Genomic DNA, 17642 nt, shown 5'->3' with positions numbered 1-17642 from the left:
CTGTGGAAAGCTGACCTCCAATATATCGAAGAGCTATTTATGAGCGAACTCAGCGCCGGTAATCTCAAACCGTGCCCCTCCGAGGGAGCTGTCGGTTACATGGATGTCCCAGCCATGAGCGTGCGTTACCTGTTTGACGATGCTCAGTCCAAGTCCAATCCCGTTTTCGGCGGTTGAGTAGCCTAGCTCAAATATCGCATCTTGTTCCTTATCAGCAATCCCTGGCCCATCGTCTTCAATATAAAACCCTCCGTCCAACTCTCCGATTTCGACCGTTACATCGGGGCTACCGTGATCGATTGCGTTTCGTATAAGATTCTCAAAGAGTTGTTGGAGCAGATTCTGGTCGGCCAGAACTTGTCGATCGATCTCAGTAGTCAGTGACGCCCCGGCGGTATCCACATTTTTCCAGCAGTTTGCGGTGAGGTTCGCCAGGTCAACTGGTTCAAGCTCGCTGACACTGTCGCCTGTGCGTCCCAGAGTGAGGAGGTCGTCAATTAGACTTCTCATTCGATCGTGAGCGTGAACGACGTCGTCAAGATGCTCACTATCGCACTCCTCTCTGGCCAGTTCTAATCGACCTTGGGCGACATTCAGCGGGTTCCGGAGGTCATGAGAGACGACGCTGGCGAATTTTTCTAGACGATTGTTCCGTTGTTATAACTCCTCTTTATTCGCTATTCGACTAAGATGATGTGAGGCGTGAGTAATGAGCAATTCTGCCAGTTGTAAATCTTGTTCATTGAACGCACCGACATCTTCATTGACCGCTTGAAAATTCCCAAACTCACCGACTGGAAGACTAATCGCGGACATCCACGGTCCCCTCGGATCGGCCTCCTCATGCTCGCGCGTGTTATCAATAAGGTACGATTCACCCGTTCGATATGATCTTCCCGCGACCCCGTCGTGAATAGACATCGTATCGAACTCGTCGGGTTCTAACTCTGAAGAGACGGCTTTGGGACACAATCGCCCACCTTCTTCAAGCGCAACGATCGAGAAGTCGAAATCTAAGAGTGTTTCCGCAGCATCGATAATCCGGTGACAGATATCATCCTGAGAATCCATCTCGGCAAGTTCACTTGCGACATTATGAAGCTCTGAAACCGCTTGTTGGTATTCGATGTTATCCCTCTCAGAAGATCCCATTATATAACATTTCGCACAGAAACATATAAATCTAAATAAATAAGCAAGAAGACCCAATACTATTTTATTCAGCAGTTAGTGAAATTATACATGCGCTCTTCTGTAGGAGATTGTTGATACAGTCGTTGGTAGCTGAGTGGGAACACCAATTGACTTTCTAATCACCTCTACCGTGGACTCCAAATTTGATTCACGCACCCGCAAGTCGCAATACCGCAGTCCATCAACAATGTGCTCCACAAGAGCGTATGTAGTTTAGCACCCAGCGCGCGCTGAGCTGCGTATTGGCCAGATTATCGTTGAACACCGTGAATAGCTGCTCTAAGGCCGGTCGTTGTTGAGCATTTCTGCTTTCTTAAGTATGAGAGTAGCGCCGAAGCACTCTCTGACATCTTTTATATAATTTTAGTAAGATATATAATAAGATATACATAAAGTATATACTTACTGTTGATATAATTTAGTATGACATATCAAGGGAGCTGTAGTTATGACACAGGGAGCACAGTCGATGGCATTTTTGATGTTTCTCTCAACAATCCCAATTATTGGCGTCACTGGTTATGTGCTACAGAATCGAGACAGGCCAGGTGCGCGTGGGTTATTGCTCTGTTTGGTTGGGATGGTTGGATGGTCGCTGATGCTTTTATTATTGACGTGGCCAAGTGCTGTACTCCCTGTCCACATGAATATTACGGGCCGCTTTACATTTCAGACATTAGTTGCCGTTGGGTGGCCGTTGTTTGTGGTTGAATACTTACGCCGTGAACAAATACACGTCTCACAGAGATTACTTGTCGGAGTGTTAATCATTCCTCTTAGTAGTATCGTACTGGCAGCAACAAACCCGCTCCACTATTTGATTATCGACCCGGCAACGCCGGCCAACCCGGCAGGTATCAGTGAGTTCGTTCTCAGGCCATGGTACTACGTTCACATCGCGTACGCGAGTACGCTGGCAATGCTCCCGATAGGGCTGCTCATCTCTGATTTTCGCGGCGCACACGGTATTCACCGCCGCCAACTGTTGCTGCTGATGGCTGGATGGGCCATTGGGTTTCCAGGGGCGCTTCAGACACATTTGTTTCGAAATATTGAGTTAATTCCATTGTATATTGATTTCACACCGACGACCTTTCTGATCACGGCGTCACTCTGGGGACTTGCTCTCAACAGGTATGAGTTACTCAATCTTGTCCCAGTGAGTCGTCGTACGGCCGTTGAGATCTTGGGTGATCCCGTAATGACAGTGCGACAGTCTGGGGTTGTCGTTGATATGAATCAGGCTGCAAAAGACGTATTCAATATCGACAAAGATCCAGTCGGTGTCAGCACAGAGAACCTCTTTGCGGAGTACCCTCAGTTACAGGCAGTCATCGATGAGGACACGGCCCCCACAGAGCTAACCGTGACACAGCACGGTGAGAAGCGGGAATTCATCCCACAGACAGAAGCAGTCAGACAAGGGAATCAACAAGTTGGGACAGTAATTGTCTTCCGCGATATTACCCAGCTTCGGAAACGAGAAACCGATTTAGAGCTTCTGAATGGTATTTTCGCCCGGGTGTTCCGGCATAACTTCCGAAACAAATTGAATATCATCAATGGGTACGCAGCACTTGTCGAGAGCAACGATACAGCGGATGAGCATACAAGCGAGATTAAAGAAATCAAACAGGCAAGCCAACAACTGCTCGCCCACAGTGAGAAAGCTACTGACCTCCGAAAACTCATCCGCAATAATCAACAACAACAGGAACATAATATTTCTGAAATAGTACAGACCCACGTCGAACGACTGAGTGACAATACACCGGCGACAATCGAAACAACGATTGAACAGAAGATTACTGTTAGTGGTCACCCGCTCATCGAAACTGTAATAAAAGAGTTGTTTGAAAATGCGATTGAGCATCATACAGGCGATTCACCGCCACACCTCATTGTGACAGTTCAAACCGAAGGGAACAACGGTATCGTATCTATCGAGGATGATGGTCCAGGAATTGACGGCGACGAAGTTACGCCACTGACAACCCGAACAGAAACAGCACTGTCACATGGCTCGGGTGTGGGGCTCTGGTTAGTTGAATACGCTATTCGGAACTCAAATGGATCATTTTCGATCACGGACGCAACGACACTTGGAGGGTCCTGTGTGACAATTCAACTACCCATCGCTAAGGCGGTCGAAACTGAGCATTGACCACTCAATCTTTTGACCGCCTCATTCCTTATCGCAACGCTACCCGTCTGAAACCGTGCTCGACAAACAGCACCGTGTCGTCGCTCGTGCTTCGAACTCATGAGGGTTCGCCTGAAAGCCTCAGAATGAGTTTAGGAGCAGCTTCACGATGTTGTTTCAAACTCACAATAGTTCGTCTGAAACGCCTCCGAAGTGACGTGACCCGGCACTGGTCCGAGGCTTCAAACGCACAGGGGTTCGTCTGAAACCGGCGCTACCTCGCGGACGAGGCGCGGGAGTTGAACGACGAACGGACGGATGATGATGGATGACTGACTACCAGACGGACTACATCCTCCCGCACGGTGGGAGGAAATGGATCCTGCGGAGTTGGATCGGTGGTTCAAGGAGGAGCGCGCACGCCGGCAAGCGATGCGACAAGACACGCCGTTCGGCCGTCGTCTCAAGCGCGCCGCGCGACGACACGAGCGCCGTGTCTCAGCGCGGAACGAGACGGTGGATTTGGCGGACTACCGCTAACGGACGAGTAACCACGCACGGTTACGGTACCTCCTTCTCACATCGGCGTGTAACGGTTGTCTCGACGCGTGGGGTTTTGCGCCGAGGCGTTCATCCTGCGGTGACCGAAACCGAGAGACTGCGGCGTCTCTGCCGTCTCTCGTATCGGGTTGATCAGCGAAATGACCCCCCGGCCATCTCGGCCGAGGGGCGTGGATAGTGGCGACTGCTGTTTCGTTGGCGTGTGAACAAAACCATCGAAGCCAGGGCAGGGATTTGAACCCCGGAAGTCTCGATTACAAGTCGAGTGCATGAACCACCCATGCTCCCCTGGCGCGTGCGGCCGTACTCGGTCCTCCTATGTGTGCGTGTCGCTTTCCGCGAACCCGGCCGGCGTCAGTCGCTTTCGTCCGCGGATGCGGCGTCCGCACGGTCGCGACCGTCGTCTTCCTCCGAGGCCGCCGCGGCGTCGTCTCCGAGCGATTTCGCCAACTCGACGCGGTGGAGGTCGTAACCGCGGTCCGCGTAGAACGCCCGGGCGCGCTCGTTGTCGGCGAGCGCCTCCAGCGTCACGCCGTCGGCGCCCGCCTCGGCGAGCGCGCGCTCGGCCGCGTCGAGCAGCGCCGCGCCGATCCCCTCCCCGCGACGCTCCGGGGCCACGAAGAGATTGCTGACGGTCCCGCGGACGGCGTCGCGCTCGTAGTCGCCGCGTTCGAGCGAGAAGCCGACGAAGCCGACGAGCGAAGAACCGTCGTCGATCTCCGGGTCGCGAGCGACGAGCAGTTCGCCCGTGACGACCGACTGCGCGACCCACTCGCGGACGGTCGCGCGGTTCGCCTCTGCGCGGAGTGTGGCGCCGTGTTCGCGCTGGCCGGCCGCGAGCGTCACCCACATGTCGGTGACGGCGTCGATGTCGTCGGCGGTCGCCGACTCGATACGCGCGTCCGTCTCGCCCATGCGGACGCCTTCGGCTCGCGGGGTGTTGAGACTGCCGGCCGGCGGATCGGGCGTTTCGAAGCCGACTCAGATCTCGCGGCAGTTCGGGCAGACGGCCTGCCCATTCGCGGTGACGAGGTCGGGGACGAGCGCGCCGCAGTTCTCGCAGACGCCCTGCGTCGACGCTCCGCTCGCTGCCTCCGCGACCGGATCGGCATCCCCGTCCGTGCCGGCGGGTTCGTCTCGCGACCCGCCCGCGGCGGGCCGTGTCGCCTCGGGGTCCATCGTCGCCTCGGCGCCCCGCTCCGCATCGGAGTCGGCGGCGGCCGCGGTCGACAGCACCGTCCCCTTCGACCGGAGGTCACCGGCCGCGCCCTCGTCGCCGAAGCCGTCGGCGCCGGCGCCGGTCCGCGGGGCGCCCGCGGCGAGCGCGTCGCCGTCGGTGACCACGCCCACGGCCTCGCCGTCGGCGACCGCGACGACGCGGTCCGCCCCCTCCGCGACGAGGCGCTCCTCGACCGCCGCCAGCGAGTCGTCGGGTGACACGGCAGGCAGCGGCGGGCCCATCGCGTCTCCGACGGTGAAGTCGGCAGGGTCGGTCTCGGCCCCGGACGCGCCGGCGGCGCCGGTCGCGTCCAGTAGCGCGTCGAGCGCGTCGCGGGACTCCAAGCGCCCGACGGGCTCGCCGCCGCGCACGACGACCAGGCAGTTCGTCTCCTCGTCGACCAGCAGCGCGGCCGCCTCCGGGAGCGAGTCCGACTCGCTGACGCCGAGGAACTCGCGATGCATCACGTCACGGACCGTGGTGTCTGTTCGCATACGACTCGGATCCGCTCCGACCGGCTAAAAGGTGCCCCCGGTAGGGTTTTATTCGTGCCGGTCGTACAATTGCGATCGGTTCGCATGAAATTCGGTGTGCGGCGCGTGTGGCGGGGAGGTGCGGCGTGTCCGCGGCGGTGATCGCGGCCCGCATGCGACGGGGATCGCGGCCCGCGTGCGACGGGGATCGCGTCCCACCGCGACGAGGAAAAGGGAGCGTTCAAACCCTCCGGCGTTCGAACGGCGGTATGGTCATTCCCTCGTTCGTGATCGGGATCGCGGGGGGGACGGGCGCGGGGAAGACGACGGTCTCCCGGCTCGTCACCCGCGACCTCGGCGACAGCGTCACCCGGATCCCGCTGGACAACTACTACGAGGACCTCTCGCACCTCGAGTTCGAGGAGCGTCAGGAGGTCAACTACGACCACCCCTCGGCGTTCGAGTGGGAACTCCTCAGGGAACACTTGGAGGCGCTGCTCGAAGGACAGTCCGTCGAGATGCCCCAGTACGACTTCGAGATCCACAACCGGAAAGACGAGCGCGTCACCGTCGAGCCGACCGACGTCATCGTGTTGGAGGGGATCTTGGCGCTGTACGACGAGGAGATAAACGACATGATGGACCTCCGGCTGTTCGTCGAGACCGACGCCGACGTGCGGATTCTGCGGCGCATTCGGCGAGACGTGATCGAGCGCGGCCGCGACTTGGAGGGTGTCATCGACCAGTACCTCTCGACGGTGAAGCCGATGCACGAGCAGTTCATCGAGCCCTCGAAGAAGCACGCCGACGTGATCATCCCGGAGGGCGCCAACAGCGTCGCGGTGAACCTCCTCGAGGAGAAGCTCCGGGCCGAGGTCGAGGGCGACGCGGTCAGGAGTTGGGAGCGCGGCAGCCTCGAATCGGAGCTGGGCGAGAAGCGCTCGCTCGACATGGACGGCGACGACTGAGACGACCTTCTCAGAGCGAGAGAACCGCAGGGGCGACTAATGAGCCCCGGCGCGTATTTCCGACCATGATCCGAGCAATTATCGGCGCGCTCGGCGCGCTCACGGTGCTGGTCCCGGACCGTATTGTCACCGCCTTCGAACGCGTCGCCGTCGAGAACCCGGACGACGTCGAACCGAGACGGGGAACGCGCCCGACGCTTCGGGCCGAAGGCGTGGCCGTCGTCGCGCTCGCCCTGATCGGCGGCCGGGTCTACGGCTTGGCGATGTACGTCACCGGCGCCTCCGGAACCGTCCTCCTCGTCGTTCCGACGGCGTACCGTGCGATCGCGGCGCGGCTCCTCTACGAGGACCCGGACGCGGTCGAATGGAAACCGGGGTTCGATACGTTCCTCAGACTCGTCGGCGCGGCGTACGTGCTGCTGGGCGTCAGGGAACTTCGGCGGGATCGCGACGCGGAGTGACCGGCCGGCGACGGTCGGCTATCGCCGCCGGCTCGCGACCCGCTCCTCCGCGGTCTCGGCGCTCACGAGTTCGTAGAGCGTCGCCCGGCCGCCGTCGTCCTTCGGGCGGAGGACGCGACCGAGCCGCTGGGTGAACTCCCGCTCGCTGCCCGAACCGGAGAGCAGGACCGCGACGTTGGCGTCCGGCACGTCGACGCCCTCGTCGAGGACGTTGGCGGCGACGACCCGGCCGTAGGTGCCCTCGCGGAACCGTTCGAGGATCTCGCGGCGCTCCTTCGCGCCCGTCTCAGCGGTGATCGCGGGGAGGAGGAAGCGCTCGGAGAGCCGGTAGACGAGGTCAGTGTGGGCCGTGAACACGATGACGCGGTCGTCGCGGTGGCGGTCGAGTATCTCGCCGAGCCGCTCGACCTTCCGCTCCGCGTTCATCATTATTTCGCGGGCGTCCTGCTTCGCGAGGAGCGCCTCCCGGGCGGCCGGGTCGTTGCCGGAGCGCTTGACGAGTTCTTGATAGTCGCTCCCGCTCGTGAACGTGATCCCAGCGTCGCGGACGTACTCGACGAAAGTGCCCTGCTTCTCGTCGTAGCGCTCGCGCTCCGCGTCGGTCAGCTCCACTTCGATCCGGCGGATATCGTACGGCGCGAGGTGGTCGCCCGCGAGGTCGTCGACGTCGAGCGCGTACACGCGGTCGCCGACCAGCTCCGCGACCGCCTCGTGCGCGCCGTCCGGGCGCTCGAAGGTGGCGGTGAGCCCGAGCCGTGCGGGCGCGGCGAGCAGGCGCGCGGCGTCGCGGAACCCCTCGCCGCCGAGGTGGTGGACCTCGTCGAAGACGACGAACTCGAACGCGTCGCCGACGCCGTCCGCCTTCAGGTACGCCGAGTCGTACGTCGACACCGTGATCGCCTCGCGACGCTGCTCGCCGCCGCCGAAGCGGCCGATCGGCACGTCGAACTCGCGCTCCAGCCCCCGTTGCCACTGGTCGAGCAGGTCGACCGTGGGGACGACGACGAGCGTCGGGACGCCGAGGTCGACCATCGCGCGGATCGCGATCACGGTCTTGCCGGCGCCGGTCGGGAGTTCGACCACGCCGCGGTCGCCCGCGTCGCGCCACGCGTCGAGCGCTTCTCGCTGGTACTCGCGGAGGTCGTAGTCGGTGGCGAGCGCGTCCGGGAGGCCGGCGTCGCTCGCGGCGCGGTCGCTCGCGTCGAGGACCCGGTCGTCGACGGAGACGCCGGCCACCCGGAGCGCGCGCCGGAGTTCGGCGTAGCGGTGCGCCGGCGCGCGGCCGGTTCCGGTACGGGGGTCGGTCTCGACGCCGGGAAGCGGCGGGAACGCGTCGGCCCCGAGGTCGGCGTCCGCGTCGACCCGGATCGTGCCGTCCTCGTAAGTCAACCGGACGTCCATCGCCCGGAGTTGCCGACCGACTTACAAAGGCCCACCGCCTCGCCCCGGTATGCGCGCGGACGAACTCCACCCGGACCTCGCCGCGGCGGTCGCCGAAATCGAGTCGCTGGGCCTGCCCGCGTGGAACGACCTCTCCGTCGCGGCCGCCCGCCGGCTCGAAGACGACCTGTTCTCCGGGCCGCCCGAGCCCCCGGTGGCCGAGGTCCGCGACCTCGCGTTCGACGGGCCCCACGGGGAGGTGCCGGTCCGGGTGTATCGCCCCGAAAGCGCCGCCGGAACGTCCGAAGACGCGACCCCCTCCCGCGCACTCGTTCACCTCCACGGCGGCGGGTGGACGCTCGGCACGCTCGACTCGGTCGACGGGATCTGCCGCGAACTCTCGGACCGGGCCGACGCAGTCGTCGTCTCCGTCGACTACCGGCTCGCGCCGGAACACCCGTTCCCGGTCGCGGTCGACGAGGCGGCCGCGGCGGTCGAGTGGGTCGCGGCGACGACGGCCGCGCTCGGCGTCGACCCCGAACGGATCGGCGTCTCGGGCACCAGCGCCGGCGGCGCGCTCGCGGTCGCGGCGGCGCTCCGCGCCCGAGAGTTCGGCGATCTCCCCGAGCCGGCGGGGCAGTTCCTCTTGTACCCGATCGCGGGCCACGACTTCGAGACGGACTCCTACCGGAAGAACGCGGACGGTCCCCTACTGACCCGCGACGACATGCGCTGGTTCTACGATCGGTACCTCCGCAGTCCGGTCGACGCCGCGAACCCCTACGCGGTCCCGCTGGAGGCGGCGGACTTGGGTGACCTCCCGCCCGCGACGGTCGTCACCGCCGGCTTCGACCCGCTCCGAGACGACGGCGTCGCACTCGCGGAGCGATTCGAGCGCGAGGGTACCCCTGTCGAACACCGCCACTACCCGGCGATGGCGCACGGGTTCTGTAGCCTCGCGGACCGCGTCGACGCCGGGGAGGCGGCGCTGGAGGCGGTCGCCGGGGACGTGCGGGACCGGCTGTAGCGCGCGCTCGGTCTTCAGGCCTCGACGGTCGTCTTGACGATGCTCACCGGGCCCGTCGACTGCCGCGAGACGCGCTCGGTGACCGAGCCGAGCATCCGGCGGTAGTCCCCGGAGCGCGTCTTCGACCCCATCACCGTGAGATCCACGTCCGCCTCGTCGACGTACCGGAGAATCTCCTCGTGCGGGACGCCGTATCGCAGGTCGGTGACCGTCTCCACGCCGGCGTCGCCGGCGCGCTGTGCCACGGCGTCGAGCGCCTCGCGGCCGGCCTCTTCGAGCGTCTCCTCGGCCCCCTCCGCGCCGTCGACGAACTCGTCGCCGGAGTAGGCGTTTATCACGTCGCTGTCGACGACGTAGAGGACGTGGAGCGTCGCGTCGTAGCGGTCGGCGGCGTCGATCGCGTGGTCGGTCGCGCGGTCGACGCCGACGCTTCCGTCGGTGGGCAGGAGGACGTTGTCGTACATACGTGACGCTTCGCCGTCACACCGAATAAATCGGTCGGCGGTTCCCGGTGACCGGTTCCCAGCCGCGTCGCAGCGACCGGTTCCCGAACGGTTAACACGCTGTGCGCCCGCCGAATCTCCATGACCGAGGCCGCGGACCGGATCTTCGTGAACGGGGAGATACACACGCTCGCGGACCCGGACGACGGCGGCGACGCGGTCCGCGAGGCCGTCGCCGTGCGCGACGGCGAAATCGTCCGAACCGGGCGGACGCACGACGTGGAACTGCTCGCGGGCGTCGACACCGACGTGGTCGACCTCGACGGCCGCGTTCTCCTCCCCGGTTTCGTCGACGCGCACACCCACCTCACCACCGTGGGGCGCTACCTCGTCCACGCGGACCTCTCCGCGGCGAACTCGCCGGCCGACGCCGTCGACCTGCTCGCGGAGCGCGCGGCGGAAGTGGAATCGGCGGAGAGCGGGGCTGAGAAATCCGAATCCGACGACTGGGTGCTGGGCTACGGCTACGACGAGTCGACGTGGGACGAGTCGCGCTATCTGACCCGCGAGGACCTCGATCGCGTCTCGACGGAGCGCCCGGTCGCGGCGTTCCGCGAGGACATGCACGTCGCCGCCGTCAACGGCGTCGCGCTCGACCGCTTCGCGGACGCGCTCGCCGACGCGCCCGACGAGACGGTGCCGACGGGCGACGACGGCGAGCCGACCGGCGTCCTCCTCGAAGCCGCCATCGACCCGATCTACCGGGCCGTCGAACCGGGACCGAGCGAGACGCGCGCGGTCGTCGAGGCCGCGCTCGACGGCTGCGCCGCCCGCGGGATCACCGGGTTCCACGACATGGTCCGCGACTCGCACGCCCCCCGGGTGTACCGCGACCTCGACGCCGCCGGGGAGCTCACCGCCCGCGTCCGGATCAACTACTGGAGCGACCACCTCGACGCGGTCCGGGAGGTCGGGCTCGCGACGAACGCCGGGAGCGACATGGTTCAGGTCGGTGCGATCAAGTCGTACACGGACGGGAGCCTCGGCGGCCGCACCGCGCGGCTCTCGGAACCGTACGCGGACGCGACCGACGAGACGGGTCAGTGGGTCGTCGACCCCGACGAACTGAACGAGACGGTGGCGGATGCCACCGACGCGGGGTTCCAGTTCACCGCTCACGCCATCGGCGACGAGGCGGTCGACGCCGTGCTGGACGCCTACGAGGACGCCTCGCGGACCGACGCGGGCGAGGCGCGCCACCGGATCGAACACGTCGAACTGGCCGACGACGACGCGATCGAGCGGCTCGCGGAGACGGGCGTCGTCGCGAGCGTCCAGCCGAACTTCCTGAAGTGGGCCCGGGAGGGCGGGCTCTACGAGGAGCGACTGGGCCCCGAGCGCACCGCCGAGACGAACCGCTACCGCGAGATGCTCGACGCGGGCGTCGAACTCGCGTTCGGCTCCGACGGGATGCCGATGGACCCGCTCGTCGGCGTCCATCACGCGGTCAACGCGCCGGCCGCGTCTCAGCGGCTCACCGTCACCGAGGCGCTCCGCGCGTACACGAGCGGCGCCGCCTACGCCGGCTTCGACGAGGACCGGCTCGGGACGATCGAGGCGGGAAAGCGGGCCGACCTCGTCGCGCTCGACGACTCGCCGTGGGAGCGCGACGACGCCGTCGACGAGATCCACGTCGCGCTGACGGTCGTCGACGGCGAGGTCGTGTTCGACGACCGGTGAGCCGGGAAGACCGGAGACGTGGGAGGTGACGCGGCGGAGCGCCGGGAAAGCCGCAATCGCTGCCAGAAGACAGTCGTTATTAATCGTGTAGTTATAAACCGACAACATGGCAGAGATAGCCATCGAGTACGCCGCGGGGGACCGCCTCCGCTCCGAGGCGGAGACCGCCCGACGGCTCATCGACGCGTACCTCGGCGACCGCCCGGACGTCGACCGCGTCACGCTGTCGCCCTCCGGCGAGTCCGTCTTCTGCGTCAGCGTGGCGGGCGACCGCATCTGGTGTACCGACCCCCGCGAGTGGATCGATTCGATGGAGGCCGTGACCGCCGCGCGGCGCCGGCTCTCAGAGGTCTCGTAAGTCGCCGTCGAGAGCCCGGCTACTCGGTCGCCGCGGCGTGCGAGTACGCGAACTCCCGCAGCAGTTTGCCCGCGACCGCGGCCGCCTGCCCGTCGTCGCGGTCGTTCACCTCGACGACGTCGAACCCGTCCGCCAGCGGCGCGACCGCGCGGACGAGGTCGCGGACCGTCCGCGGCTCCAGCCCGAACGGTTCCATCGTCCCCGTCCCGGGAGCGTAGGCGGGGTCGAGCCCGTCGACGTCGATCGAGCAGTAGACGGACTCGCCGTCGTCGAACGGTCCGGCCTCCCCGGAGCCGTCGCCGTCGAGCGCGTCGACCCACTCGCGGGCGTCCTCGGGCGCGACGACCTCGACGTCGGCGTCGGCCGCCCGGTCCCACTCGGCCTCGGAGCCGGTCCGCGCGCCGACGATCACCGCGCGGTCGACGCCGAGGTCGTCGAGGCACCGGCGCGTGACGCAGGCGTGGTTCCACGGGTTCCCGTCGTACGCCTCGCGGAGGTCGAGGTGCGCGTCGGCGACGACGAGAACGTCGGGATCGACCGCTTTGACGCCCGCGTAGGTGACGGTGTGTTCGCCGCCGAGGAGGAGGGGCACGGCGTCGTCGTAGGCGACGCTCCGCAGTTCGGCGGCGAGGTGGTCGAGGTACGCCGGCACGTCGTCCCACGGACGCACGTCGCCGGCGTCGCCGACGCCCAGCGCGGAGAAGCGACTGTCGGTGCGGCGGTCGTAGTCGTCGTACGTCTCGGCGAATCGCCGGACCCGGTCCGGTCCGAACCGGGTGCCCGGCTGAAAAGTGGTCGTGGCGTCGAGCGGAGCGCCGACGACCACGTAGGAAGCAGCTTCGCGGTCTGTCGTCGCCCCGGGGAACATCCGATTACCCGATGATCTTCCGTTGGCCCTCGTAGTCGAGGTACTCGATGTTGTCGTCCGAGGTGAAGTCCTCGCCCTCGGGGATGCGCATCGTGAACGTGTCGTAGGTGTCCAGGTCCATCACCTGGACCTCGTCGCCGCTGACGTTGACGACCTGTCCCTGCTTGCGCTGGATGATCGGGACCCACACCTTCGCGTCGACCGGCTGCGAGAGCGAGCGCTTCTTGTCGTCGAAGACGCCCTTCCCCTCGACGCGGGCCTTCGCGCTGCCGTGTTTGCCGGGTTTGGCGGTGCTGTAATGGTTGATCTTACAGGGCGCGTCGTCCATCATCACGTAGCTTCCCTCCTGGAGTTCGCGAACCTGCTTCTGCTCTCGCGGCATGTCCGCCAATTTCCCCGGCGCGGGTATAAACGGTTTGGAACGCCGCCGCTCTCCGGGTTGAGCGGGCGGCGAGCAACGACCGCGCGCGTCGCGGTCGGACGCGAATGTACCAAGCCGCTACGGGTCGAGCTCGTCGACGTACTCCTCCGGCTCGTCGTCGTCGCCGACGTTCCCGTCCGGCGGGACGAGTTGGCCCGTGTACAGGTAGCTGACGACGAACATGACGATGAAGCCGACCCCGACGGCCGCGGTCGTCCGCACGACGAACGGGATGTCGTTGAAGTAGAAGTAGCGGTCCGAGACCGCCATGGCGGCGAACGCGACGACCAGTATCTTCTGCTCGTCGGTCGGGTCGCGGACGAGCCCGACCACGTCGTCTTTGAGGTCGCCGAGCAGCCCCATCAGGCGTCACCTCCGGTCGTCGCGGCCGAGTCGGTCTTCGTCGCGTGATCCTCTATCACGCCGCTCACCCGGTCCAGCCCCTCCTCCAGCTCGTCGGTCGGTAGTCCGAACCCGATCCGGAACCGGTCCGGGAAGCCGAACAGGCCGCCGGGCGCGAGGACGACGCTCGCCTCCTCGACGACGGTCCGGCAGAACGCCTCCGCGTCGTCGAACCCGTCCGGGACCGTCACGAACGCGTTGACGCCGACCGGGTCGAGCCAGTCGAGGTCGTGGTCGTCGACCCAGTCCGCGACCGTCTCGCGGTGGGCGGCCGCCAGCTCGCGGTTCTCCGCGAGGATTTTTTCCTCGCTTCCCCCCAGCGCCTGCTTCGCGACGTGCTGTCCGAACAGGCTCGGCGAGATGGTCGTGTAGTCCTTCCACTGCCACGCGCGCTCGACGACGGCCTCCGGCCCGGCGATCCAGCCGAACCGGAGGCCGGCGAGGCCGTACGCCTTCGTGAGGCTGGTGGTGGAGATTCCGTGGGCGCCGTAGCTCGCGACGGGCGGCTGCGGGTCCTCGGCGAGCAGGCGGTACACCTCGTCGCAGAGCAGGTAGGCGTCGCGCTCGACGGCGACGTCGTACACCGCCCGCATCGCGGCCTCGTCGTGGTACTGCCCGGTGGGGTTGTTCGGGTTGTTGACGACGATCACGGCCGTGTCGTCGCGGGCGGCGTTGGCGATCGATTCGGGGTCTAGCTCCCACTCCGCCGGCTCCAGTTCGACGCGGGTCACGTCGCCGAACGCGTCGGGAACGGCGTGGAGCGCCTGGTACGTCGGGGTGACGACGACGGCGTGGGTGCCGGAGCCGACGCCCGCCTCTCCACTCCCTCCATCGACCGGACCCTCGTCGCCGAGCAGCGAGAGGAAGGTCAGGAAGTTCGCCTCCTGCGTGCCGCACGCGAACAGCACCTCGTCGGCGGACCGGTCGTAGCGGTCGCCGACGGACGCCCGGAACTCGGGGTCGCCGTTCGTCGGGATGACGTAGCCGAGCTTTCCGGGGTCGAGGTCGAACCGACTCGCGTCGAGCGACCGGATGCCGCTTTCGGCCAGCATGATGTCGGCCTCGTGTTCGTGCTCCGCGAACCAGCGTTCGAGGCCGAACGGGTCGATGCGCATGCCCGTACTCGGGCGGGCGCGAGGTTAGGTGCTGTGGTCTCGGGAGCCCCCGCTGCTCCGCGAGAGCGGTTCCCACCGCAACGACTTTGCTCGCCGATTGTGACACGCAGACATGCTTCTCAACCGGCAGCGCTTGTTGGCCGCCCTGCTCGTCGCGCTGGCGACGCTCGCGGCGGCCGTGCTGGCGGAGGTCCTGCGAACCGTCGTGTTCGCGGTTACCGTCGCGTACGTCCTGTATCCCCTCCGACAGGGGCTCGTCGGGCGCGGGCTCTCGCGTCGGATCGCGTGCGCCGTCGCCACCGCCGTCGCCTTCCTCGGGGCTACGCTCCTCGTGGCGCCGCTGCTGTACGCGCTGTACCGGCGGCGGTCTGAACTGATCGCGATCCTCGAAGGGATCCCGGACTTCGTCCCGATCAGTGTCGGCGGGTTCGCGACCGTCGTCGAGATCGCGCCGTTCGTCGCGGCCGCCGAGGCGTGGATCCGGGATGTCGCGCTCGCGGTCGCCGGGGCGGCCCCGGTGCTCGTATTGGAGCTCGTCGTGTTCACGTTCCTCGTGTACGGCATCCTCTATCGGCCGGGAGCGGTCGGGACGGCCGTCTTCGGCGTCGTTCCGGCCGAGTACCACGACATCCCGACGCGGCTCCACGAGCGCACGCGGCAGACGCTGTACTCGATCTACGTGCTTCAGGCCGCGACCGCGGCGGCGACGTTCGTCCTATCGCTCGTGGTGTTCCGGATCCTCGGCTACGGGTCGCCGGTCCTCTTGGCGGTCATCGCCGGCGTCTTCCAGTTCATCCCCGTGATCGGACCGAGCGTGCTCATCGTCGGGCTCGGGGCGGGAGACCTCCTCGTCGGCAACGTCCAACGGGCGGTCGGCGTGCTGGTGATCGGACTCGTCGTCATCGCCTTCGTCCCCGACGCGGTGATACGGACCCAACTCGCCGACTGGACCGGCAGGATCTCCCCGGGACTGTACTTCGTCGGGTTCGTCGGCGGCATCCTCACGCTCGGCGCGATCGGCGTCATCGTCGGCCCCCTCGTCGTGTCGCTGCTGCTCGAAGTGATCGACATGCTGTCCGAGAGCGAGGTGGCCCCCGTCGCGTCGGAGGGAACGGCGGAGTCGGCGGACTGACCGTCGCCGAGCGGACGGTCGCGGTCGACGCCGCCGGTACGGCTTTCCCTCCGCCGACCGTCCGTCCGGTATCTGATGTCCTCGACGGATCCCCCCACGGCTGTCGGCGACGCGCCGACGCTCGCGGCGCGACGACTCTCCGGCCTCGCCGAGCGCGTCGGGCGCTCGCGACCCGCCCGCGACGACGCCGAGGCCGCCGATTCGATCGACGTGTTCGCCCCGGCGACCGACGACCGGATCGGCAGCGTCCCGGCCTGCGACGCGGACGACGTCGCGGCCGCGGTCGAGCGCGCCCGAGAAGCGCAGGCCGACTGGGCCGAGGTTCCCGCGGACGAGCGCGCGGAGGTCGTCGACCGGCTCGGCGACCTCGTTGCGGACCGCCGCGAGGAGGTGCTCGACCTCCTCCAGCTGGAGACCGGGAAGTCGCGTCGCACCGCGGTCGAGGAGCTGTTCGACGTGCCGAGCGGCTGCGCGTACGTCGCGGACGAGGCGCCCGACGCGCTCGCCGAGGAGCGGCGCCGGGGCGTCGCGTCCGGGGTCACGACCGCGACGGTCACCCGCGAGCCGGTCGGCGTCGTGGGCGTGATATCGCCGTGGAACTACCCGCTCACGCTGTCGATGGCGGACGCGATCCCCGCGCTGGCCGCCGGCAACGCGGTCGTCCTCAAGCCGGACGAGAAGACGCCGTACGGGGCGCTGCTGCTCTCCGAACTGCTGGAACTCGCCGGGCTCCCGGACGACCTCTTTCAGGTCGTCACCGGCGAGGGACCGACGGTCGGGCCGCCGCTGATCGACGCGGTCGACTACGTCGCGTTCACCGGCAGCACGGCGGTGGGGCGGACCATCGCGGAGCGCGCGGGACGGAACCTGATCGGCTGCTCGCTCGAACTCGGCGGCAACAACCCCCTCGTCGTGCTCGGAGACGCCGACATCGACGAGGCCGCCCGGGGCGCGGTCCAGGCCTGCTTCTCGAACGCGGGCCAGCTCTGCCTCTCCGCCGAGCGGATCTACGTCGTCGAGTCCGCGTACGACGCGTTCCTCGACGCGTTCGTCCGCGAGACGGAGTCGCTGACGCTCGGGACCGGGTACGACTACGACGCCGACCTCGGCTCGCTCGTCGACGCCGACCAGCTGGCCCGCGTCGAGTCGCACGTCGACGACGCCCGCGAGGCGGGCGCGACGGCCGAGACCGGCGGGCGCGCCCGCCCCGACGTGGCCCCGTACTGCTACGAGCCGACGGTGTTGACCGGCGTCGAGCCGGACTCGACGGTCGCCTGCGAGGAGACGTTCGGCCCGGTGGCCGCGGTGACGCCGGTCCCGGACGCCGAGGCGGCGGTCGACGCGGCCAACGACTCTCCGTACGGGCTCAACGCGAGCGTCTGGACCGCTGACCGCGAGCGCGGCGCCGAAATCGCCCGCGAGATCGACTGCGGCACGGTGAACGTCAACGACGCGTTCCTCGCGACGTGGGGCGCGAACGACGCGCCGATGGGCGGGTTCGGCGACTCCGGACTCGGCCGCCGACACGGGCGAGAGGGGATCCAGCGGTACACGGAGACCCGTACCGTCGGCGTCTCGCGGGTCGGGCCGCTGACGTTCCCGGAGCGGATCCCGACCGACTGGTTCGTCCGCGGCGCGTTCGCCGCCATGCGGGTCGCTCGCGGGGCGCGGCGAAGCATCGACGCGGTGCGGCGGCGCCTGTCGCGTCGCTGAGCGGCAGTCAGTCGTCGCGAAAAA

At 66.3% G+C, this 17642-nt stretch carries 18 protein-coding genes, 1 tRNA gene and 1 pseudogene; 8 read left to right on the top strand and 12 right to left on the bottom strand.

Going from position 1 to position 17642, the window contains the following annotated elements:
* Window positions 1-33 precede the first annotated feature (33 nt).
* The 3 genes and pseudogenes from C463_RS19725 to C463_RS19715 all read right to left on the bottom strand — a co-directional run bounded on the left by C463_RS19725 (window position 34) and on the right by C463_RS19715 (window position 1152).
* Window positions 34-480, bottom strand: a complete 447-nt coding sequence (locus C463_RS19725; RefSeq protein ID WP_343122402.1) for a sensor histidine kinase — start codon at window positions 478-480, stop codon at window positions 34-36.
* Window positions 481-630 (bottom strand): annotated as a pseudogene (locus C463_RS19940) (histidine kinase dimerization/phospho-acceptor domain-containing protein); the annotation flags it as partial. It lies immediately after the preceding gene.
* A gap of 27 nt (window positions 631-657) precedes the next feature.
* Entirely contained in the window at window positions 658-1152 is a 495-nt protein-coding gene (locus C463_RS19715; RefSeq protein WP_049905837.1) for a GAF domain-containing protein, read from the bottom strand.
* 490 nt (window positions 1153-1642) lie between these two features.
* Between C463_RS19715 and C463_RS17845 the strand changes: the two genes are divergently transcribed.
* A complete protein-coding gene (locus tag C463_RS17845) occupies window positions 1643-3358 on the top strand; it encodes a histidine kinase N-terminal 7TM domain-containing protein (protein ID WP_080510822.1) in 1716 nt (571 codons plus the stop codon).
* A gap of 759 nt (window positions 3359-4117) precedes the next feature.
* Here C463_RS17845 and C463_RS10985 read toward each other — a convergent pair.
* From C463_RS10985 to C463_RS10975, 3 genes are all read right to left on the bottom strand, one after another.
* Window positions 4118-4191, bottom strand: a tRNA-Thr gene (locus tag C463_RS10985).
* A 61-nt stretch (window positions 4192-4252) separates the two neighbouring features.
* On the bottom strand, window positions 4253-4813 hold the full coding sequence (locus C463_RS10980; protein ID WP_008443756.1) for a GNAT family N-acetyltransferase: 561 nt from the start codon (window positions 4811-4813) through the stop codon (window positions 4253-4255).
* A 66-nt stretch (window positions 4814-4879) separates the two neighbouring features.
* Window positions 4880-5611: a CBS domain-containing protein gene (locus C463_RS10975; RefSeq protein ID WP_008443749.1), complete on the bottom strand. Its 732-nt coding sequence runs from the start codon at window positions 5609-5611 to the stop codon at window positions 4880-4882.
* 248 nt (window positions 5612-5859) lie between these two features.
* Here C463_RS10975 and udk point away from each other — a divergent pair, with 248 nt between their 5' ends.
* The gene (gene udk / locus C463_RS10970) at window positions 5860-6558 is read left to right on the top strand and encodes a uridine kinase (protein ID WP_008443748.1); all 699 of its coding nucleotides are present in this window, start codon (window positions 5860-5862) and stop codon (window positions 6556-6558) included.
* A 65-nt stretch (window positions 6559-6623) separates the two neighbouring features.
* Window positions 6624-7019, top strand: a complete 396-nt coding sequence (locus C463_RS10965) for a hypothetical protein (protein WP_008443746.1) — start codon at window positions 6624-6626, stop codon at window positions 7017-7019.
* An 18-nt stretch (window positions 7020-7037) separates the two neighbouring features.
* Here C463_RS10965 and C463_RS10960 read toward each other — a convergent pair whose 3' ends face one another.
* Window positions 7038-8420, bottom strand: coding sequence for a DEAD/DEAH box helicase family protein (locus C463_RS10960; RefSeq protein WP_008443744.1), 1383 nt, complete (start codon window positions 8418-8420; stop codon window positions 7038-7040).
* A 49-nt stretch (window positions 8421-8469) separates the two neighbouring features.
* On the opposite strand from C463_RS10960, the gene C463_RS10955 reads away from it, so the two are divergent.
* Window positions 8470-9426 carry an alpha/beta hydrolase gene (locus C463_RS10955; protein WP_008443742.1) on the top strand — a complete coding sequence of 319 codons (957 nt, stop codon included), beginning with the start codon at window positions 8470-8472 and terminating at the stop codon, window positions 9424-9426.
* A gap of 14 nt (window positions 9427-9440) precedes the next feature.
* Here the strand turns inward: C463_RS10955 and C463_RS10950 are convergent, their stop codons facing one another.
* Window positions 9441-9890 (bottom strand): universal stress protein, encoded by a 450-nt coding sequence (locus C463_RS10950; protein WP_008443740.1) that lies wholly within the window; start codon window positions 9888-9890, stop codon window positions 9441-9443.
* 120 nt (window positions 9891-10010) lie between these two features.
* Here C463_RS10950 and C463_RS10945 point away from each other — a divergent pair, with 120 nt between their 5' ends.
* Window positions 10011-11609, top strand: a complete 1599-nt coding sequence (locus C463_RS10945) for an amidohydrolase (protein ID WP_008443734.1) — start codon at window positions 10011-10013, stop codon at window positions 11607-11609.
* Window positions 11610-11715: 106 nt separating this feature from the next.
* Window positions 11716-11967, top strand: a complete 252-nt coding sequence (locus C463_RS10940; protein ID WP_008443733.1) for a hypothetical protein — start codon at window positions 11716-11718, stop codon at window positions 11965-11967.
* Between the two features lie 19 nt (window positions 11968-11986).
* Here the strand turns inward: C463_RS10940 and C463_RS10935 are convergent, their stop codons facing one another.
* From C463_RS10935 to C463_RS10920, 4 genes are all read right to left on the bottom strand, one after another.
* Entirely contained in the window at window positions 11987-12835 is an 849-nt protein-coding gene (locus C463_RS10935) for an agmatinase family protein (RefSeq protein WP_008443732.1), read from the bottom strand.
* Between the two features lie 4 nt (window positions 12836-12839).
* Complete coding sequence (locus C463_RS10930) at window positions 12840-13217, bottom strand: translation initiation factor IF-5A (protein ID WP_004598442.1); 378 nt, start codon at window positions 13215-13217, stop codon at window positions 12840-12842.
* Between the two features lie 117 nt (window positions 13218-13334).
* Window positions 13335-13619: a hypothetical protein gene (locus C463_RS10925; protein ID WP_008443731.1), complete on the bottom strand. Its 285-nt coding sequence runs from the start codon at window positions 13617-13619 to the stop codon at window positions 13335-13337.
* A complete protein-coding gene (locus C463_RS10920; protein WP_008443730.1) occupies window positions 13619-14773 on the bottom strand; it encodes an aminotransferase class I/II-fold pyridoxal phosphate-dependent enzyme in 1155 nt (384 codons plus the stop codon). The genes C463_RS10925 and C463_RS10920 overlap by 1 nt, the downstream gene beginning before the upstream one ends.
* Before the next feature lie 112 nt (window positions 14774-14885).
* Between C463_RS10920 and C463_RS10915 the strand changes: the two genes are divergently transcribed.
* Both C463_RS10915 and C463_RS10910 read left to right on the top strand, forming a co-directional pair.
* Window positions 14886-15905 carry an AI-2E family transporter gene (locus tag C463_RS10915; protein ID WP_008443729.1) on the top strand — a complete coding sequence of 340 codons (1020 nt, stop codon included), beginning with the start codon at window positions 14886-14888 and terminating at the stop codon, window positions 15903-15905.
* A 75-nt stretch (window positions 15906-15980) separates the two neighbouring features.
* A complete protein-coding gene (locus C463_RS10910; RefSeq protein WP_008443727.1) occupies window positions 15981-17618 on the top strand; it encodes a succinic semialdehyde dehydrogenase in 1638 nt (545 codons plus the stop codon).
* Window positions 17619-17642 lie beyond the last annotated feature (24 nt).

It is taken from the genome of Halorubrum californiense DSM 19288, assembly GCF_000336875.1.
In the GTDB taxonomy this organism is placed as follows: domain Archaea; phylum Halobacteriota; class Halobacteria; order Halobacteriales; family Haloferacaceae; genus Halorubrum; species Halorubrum californiense.
Note: the sequence above shows the minus strand (reverse complement) of the source record. Positions and strands in the feature narration are given on the sequence as shown.

Bases quoted from the DNA above. Each gene is read 5' to 3' on its own strand.
- C463_RS10945 (WP_008443734.1), top strand. From the start codon at position 10,011: ATGACCGAGGCCGCGGACCGGATCTTCGTGAACGGGGAGATACACACG.
- C463_RS10930 (WP_004598442.1), bottom strand. From the start codon at position 13,217: ATGCCGCGAGAGCAGAAGCAGGTTCGCGAACTCCAGGAGGGAAGCTAC.
- C463_RS10955 (WP_008443742.1), top strand. From the start codon at position 8,470: ATGCGCGCGGACGAACTCCACCCGGACCTCGCCGCGGCGGTCGCCGAA.
- C463_RS10940 (WP_008443733.1), top strand. From the start codon at position 11,716: ATGGCAGAGATAGCCATCGAGTACGCCGCGGGGGACCGCCTCCGCTCC.
- C463_RS19715 (WP_049905837.1), bottom strand. From the start codon at position 1,152: ATGGGATCTTCTGAGAGGGATAACATCGAATACCAACAAGCGGTTTCA.
- C463_RS10935 (WP_008443732.1), bottom strand. From the start codon at position 12,835: ATGTTCCCCGGGGCGACGACAGACCGCGAAGCTGCTTCCTACGTGGTC.
- C463_RS10950 (WP_008443740.1), bottom strand. From the start codon at position 9,890: ATGTACGACAACGTCCTCCTGCCCACCGACGGAAGCGTCGGCGTCGAC.
- C463_RS10925 (WP_008443731.1), bottom strand. From the start codon at position 13,619: ATGGGGCTGCTCGGCGACCTCAAAGACGACGTGGTCGGGCTCGTCCGC.
- C463_RS17845 (WP_080510822.1), top strand. From the start codon at position 1,643: ATGACACAGGGAGCACAGTCGATGGCATTTTTGATGTTTCTCTCAACA.
- udk (WP_008443748.1), top strand. From the start codon at position 5,860: ATGGTCATTCCCTCGTTCGTGATCGGGATCGCGGGGGGGACGGGCGCG.
- C463_RS10980 (WP_008443756.1), bottom strand. From the start codon at position 4,813: ATGGGCGAGACGGACGCGCGTATCGAGTCGGCGACCGCCGACGACATC.
- C463_RS10960 (WP_008443744.1), bottom strand. From the start codon at position 8,420: ATGGACGTCCGGTTGACTTACGAGGACGGCACGATCCGGGTCGACGCG.
- C463_RS10915 (WP_008443729.1), top strand. From the start codon at position 14,886: ATGCTTCTCAACCGGCAGCGCTTGTTGGCCGCCCTGCTCGTCGCGCTG.
- C463_RS10910 (WP_008443727.1), top strand. From the start codon at position 15,981: ATGTCCTCGACGGATCCCCCCACGGCTGTCGGCGACGCGCCGACGCTC.
- C463_RS10920 (WP_008443730.1), bottom strand. From the start codon at position 14,773: ATGCGCATCGACCCGTTCGGCCTCGAACGCTGGTTCGCGGAGCACGAA.
- C463_RS10975 (WP_008443749.1), bottom strand. From the start codon at position 5,611: ATGCGAACAGACACCACGGTCCGTGACGTGATGCATCGCGAGTTCCTC.
- C463_RS10965 (WP_008443746.1), top strand. From the start codon at position 6,624: ATGATCCGAGCAATTATCGGCGCGCTCGGCGCGCTCACGGTGCTGGTC.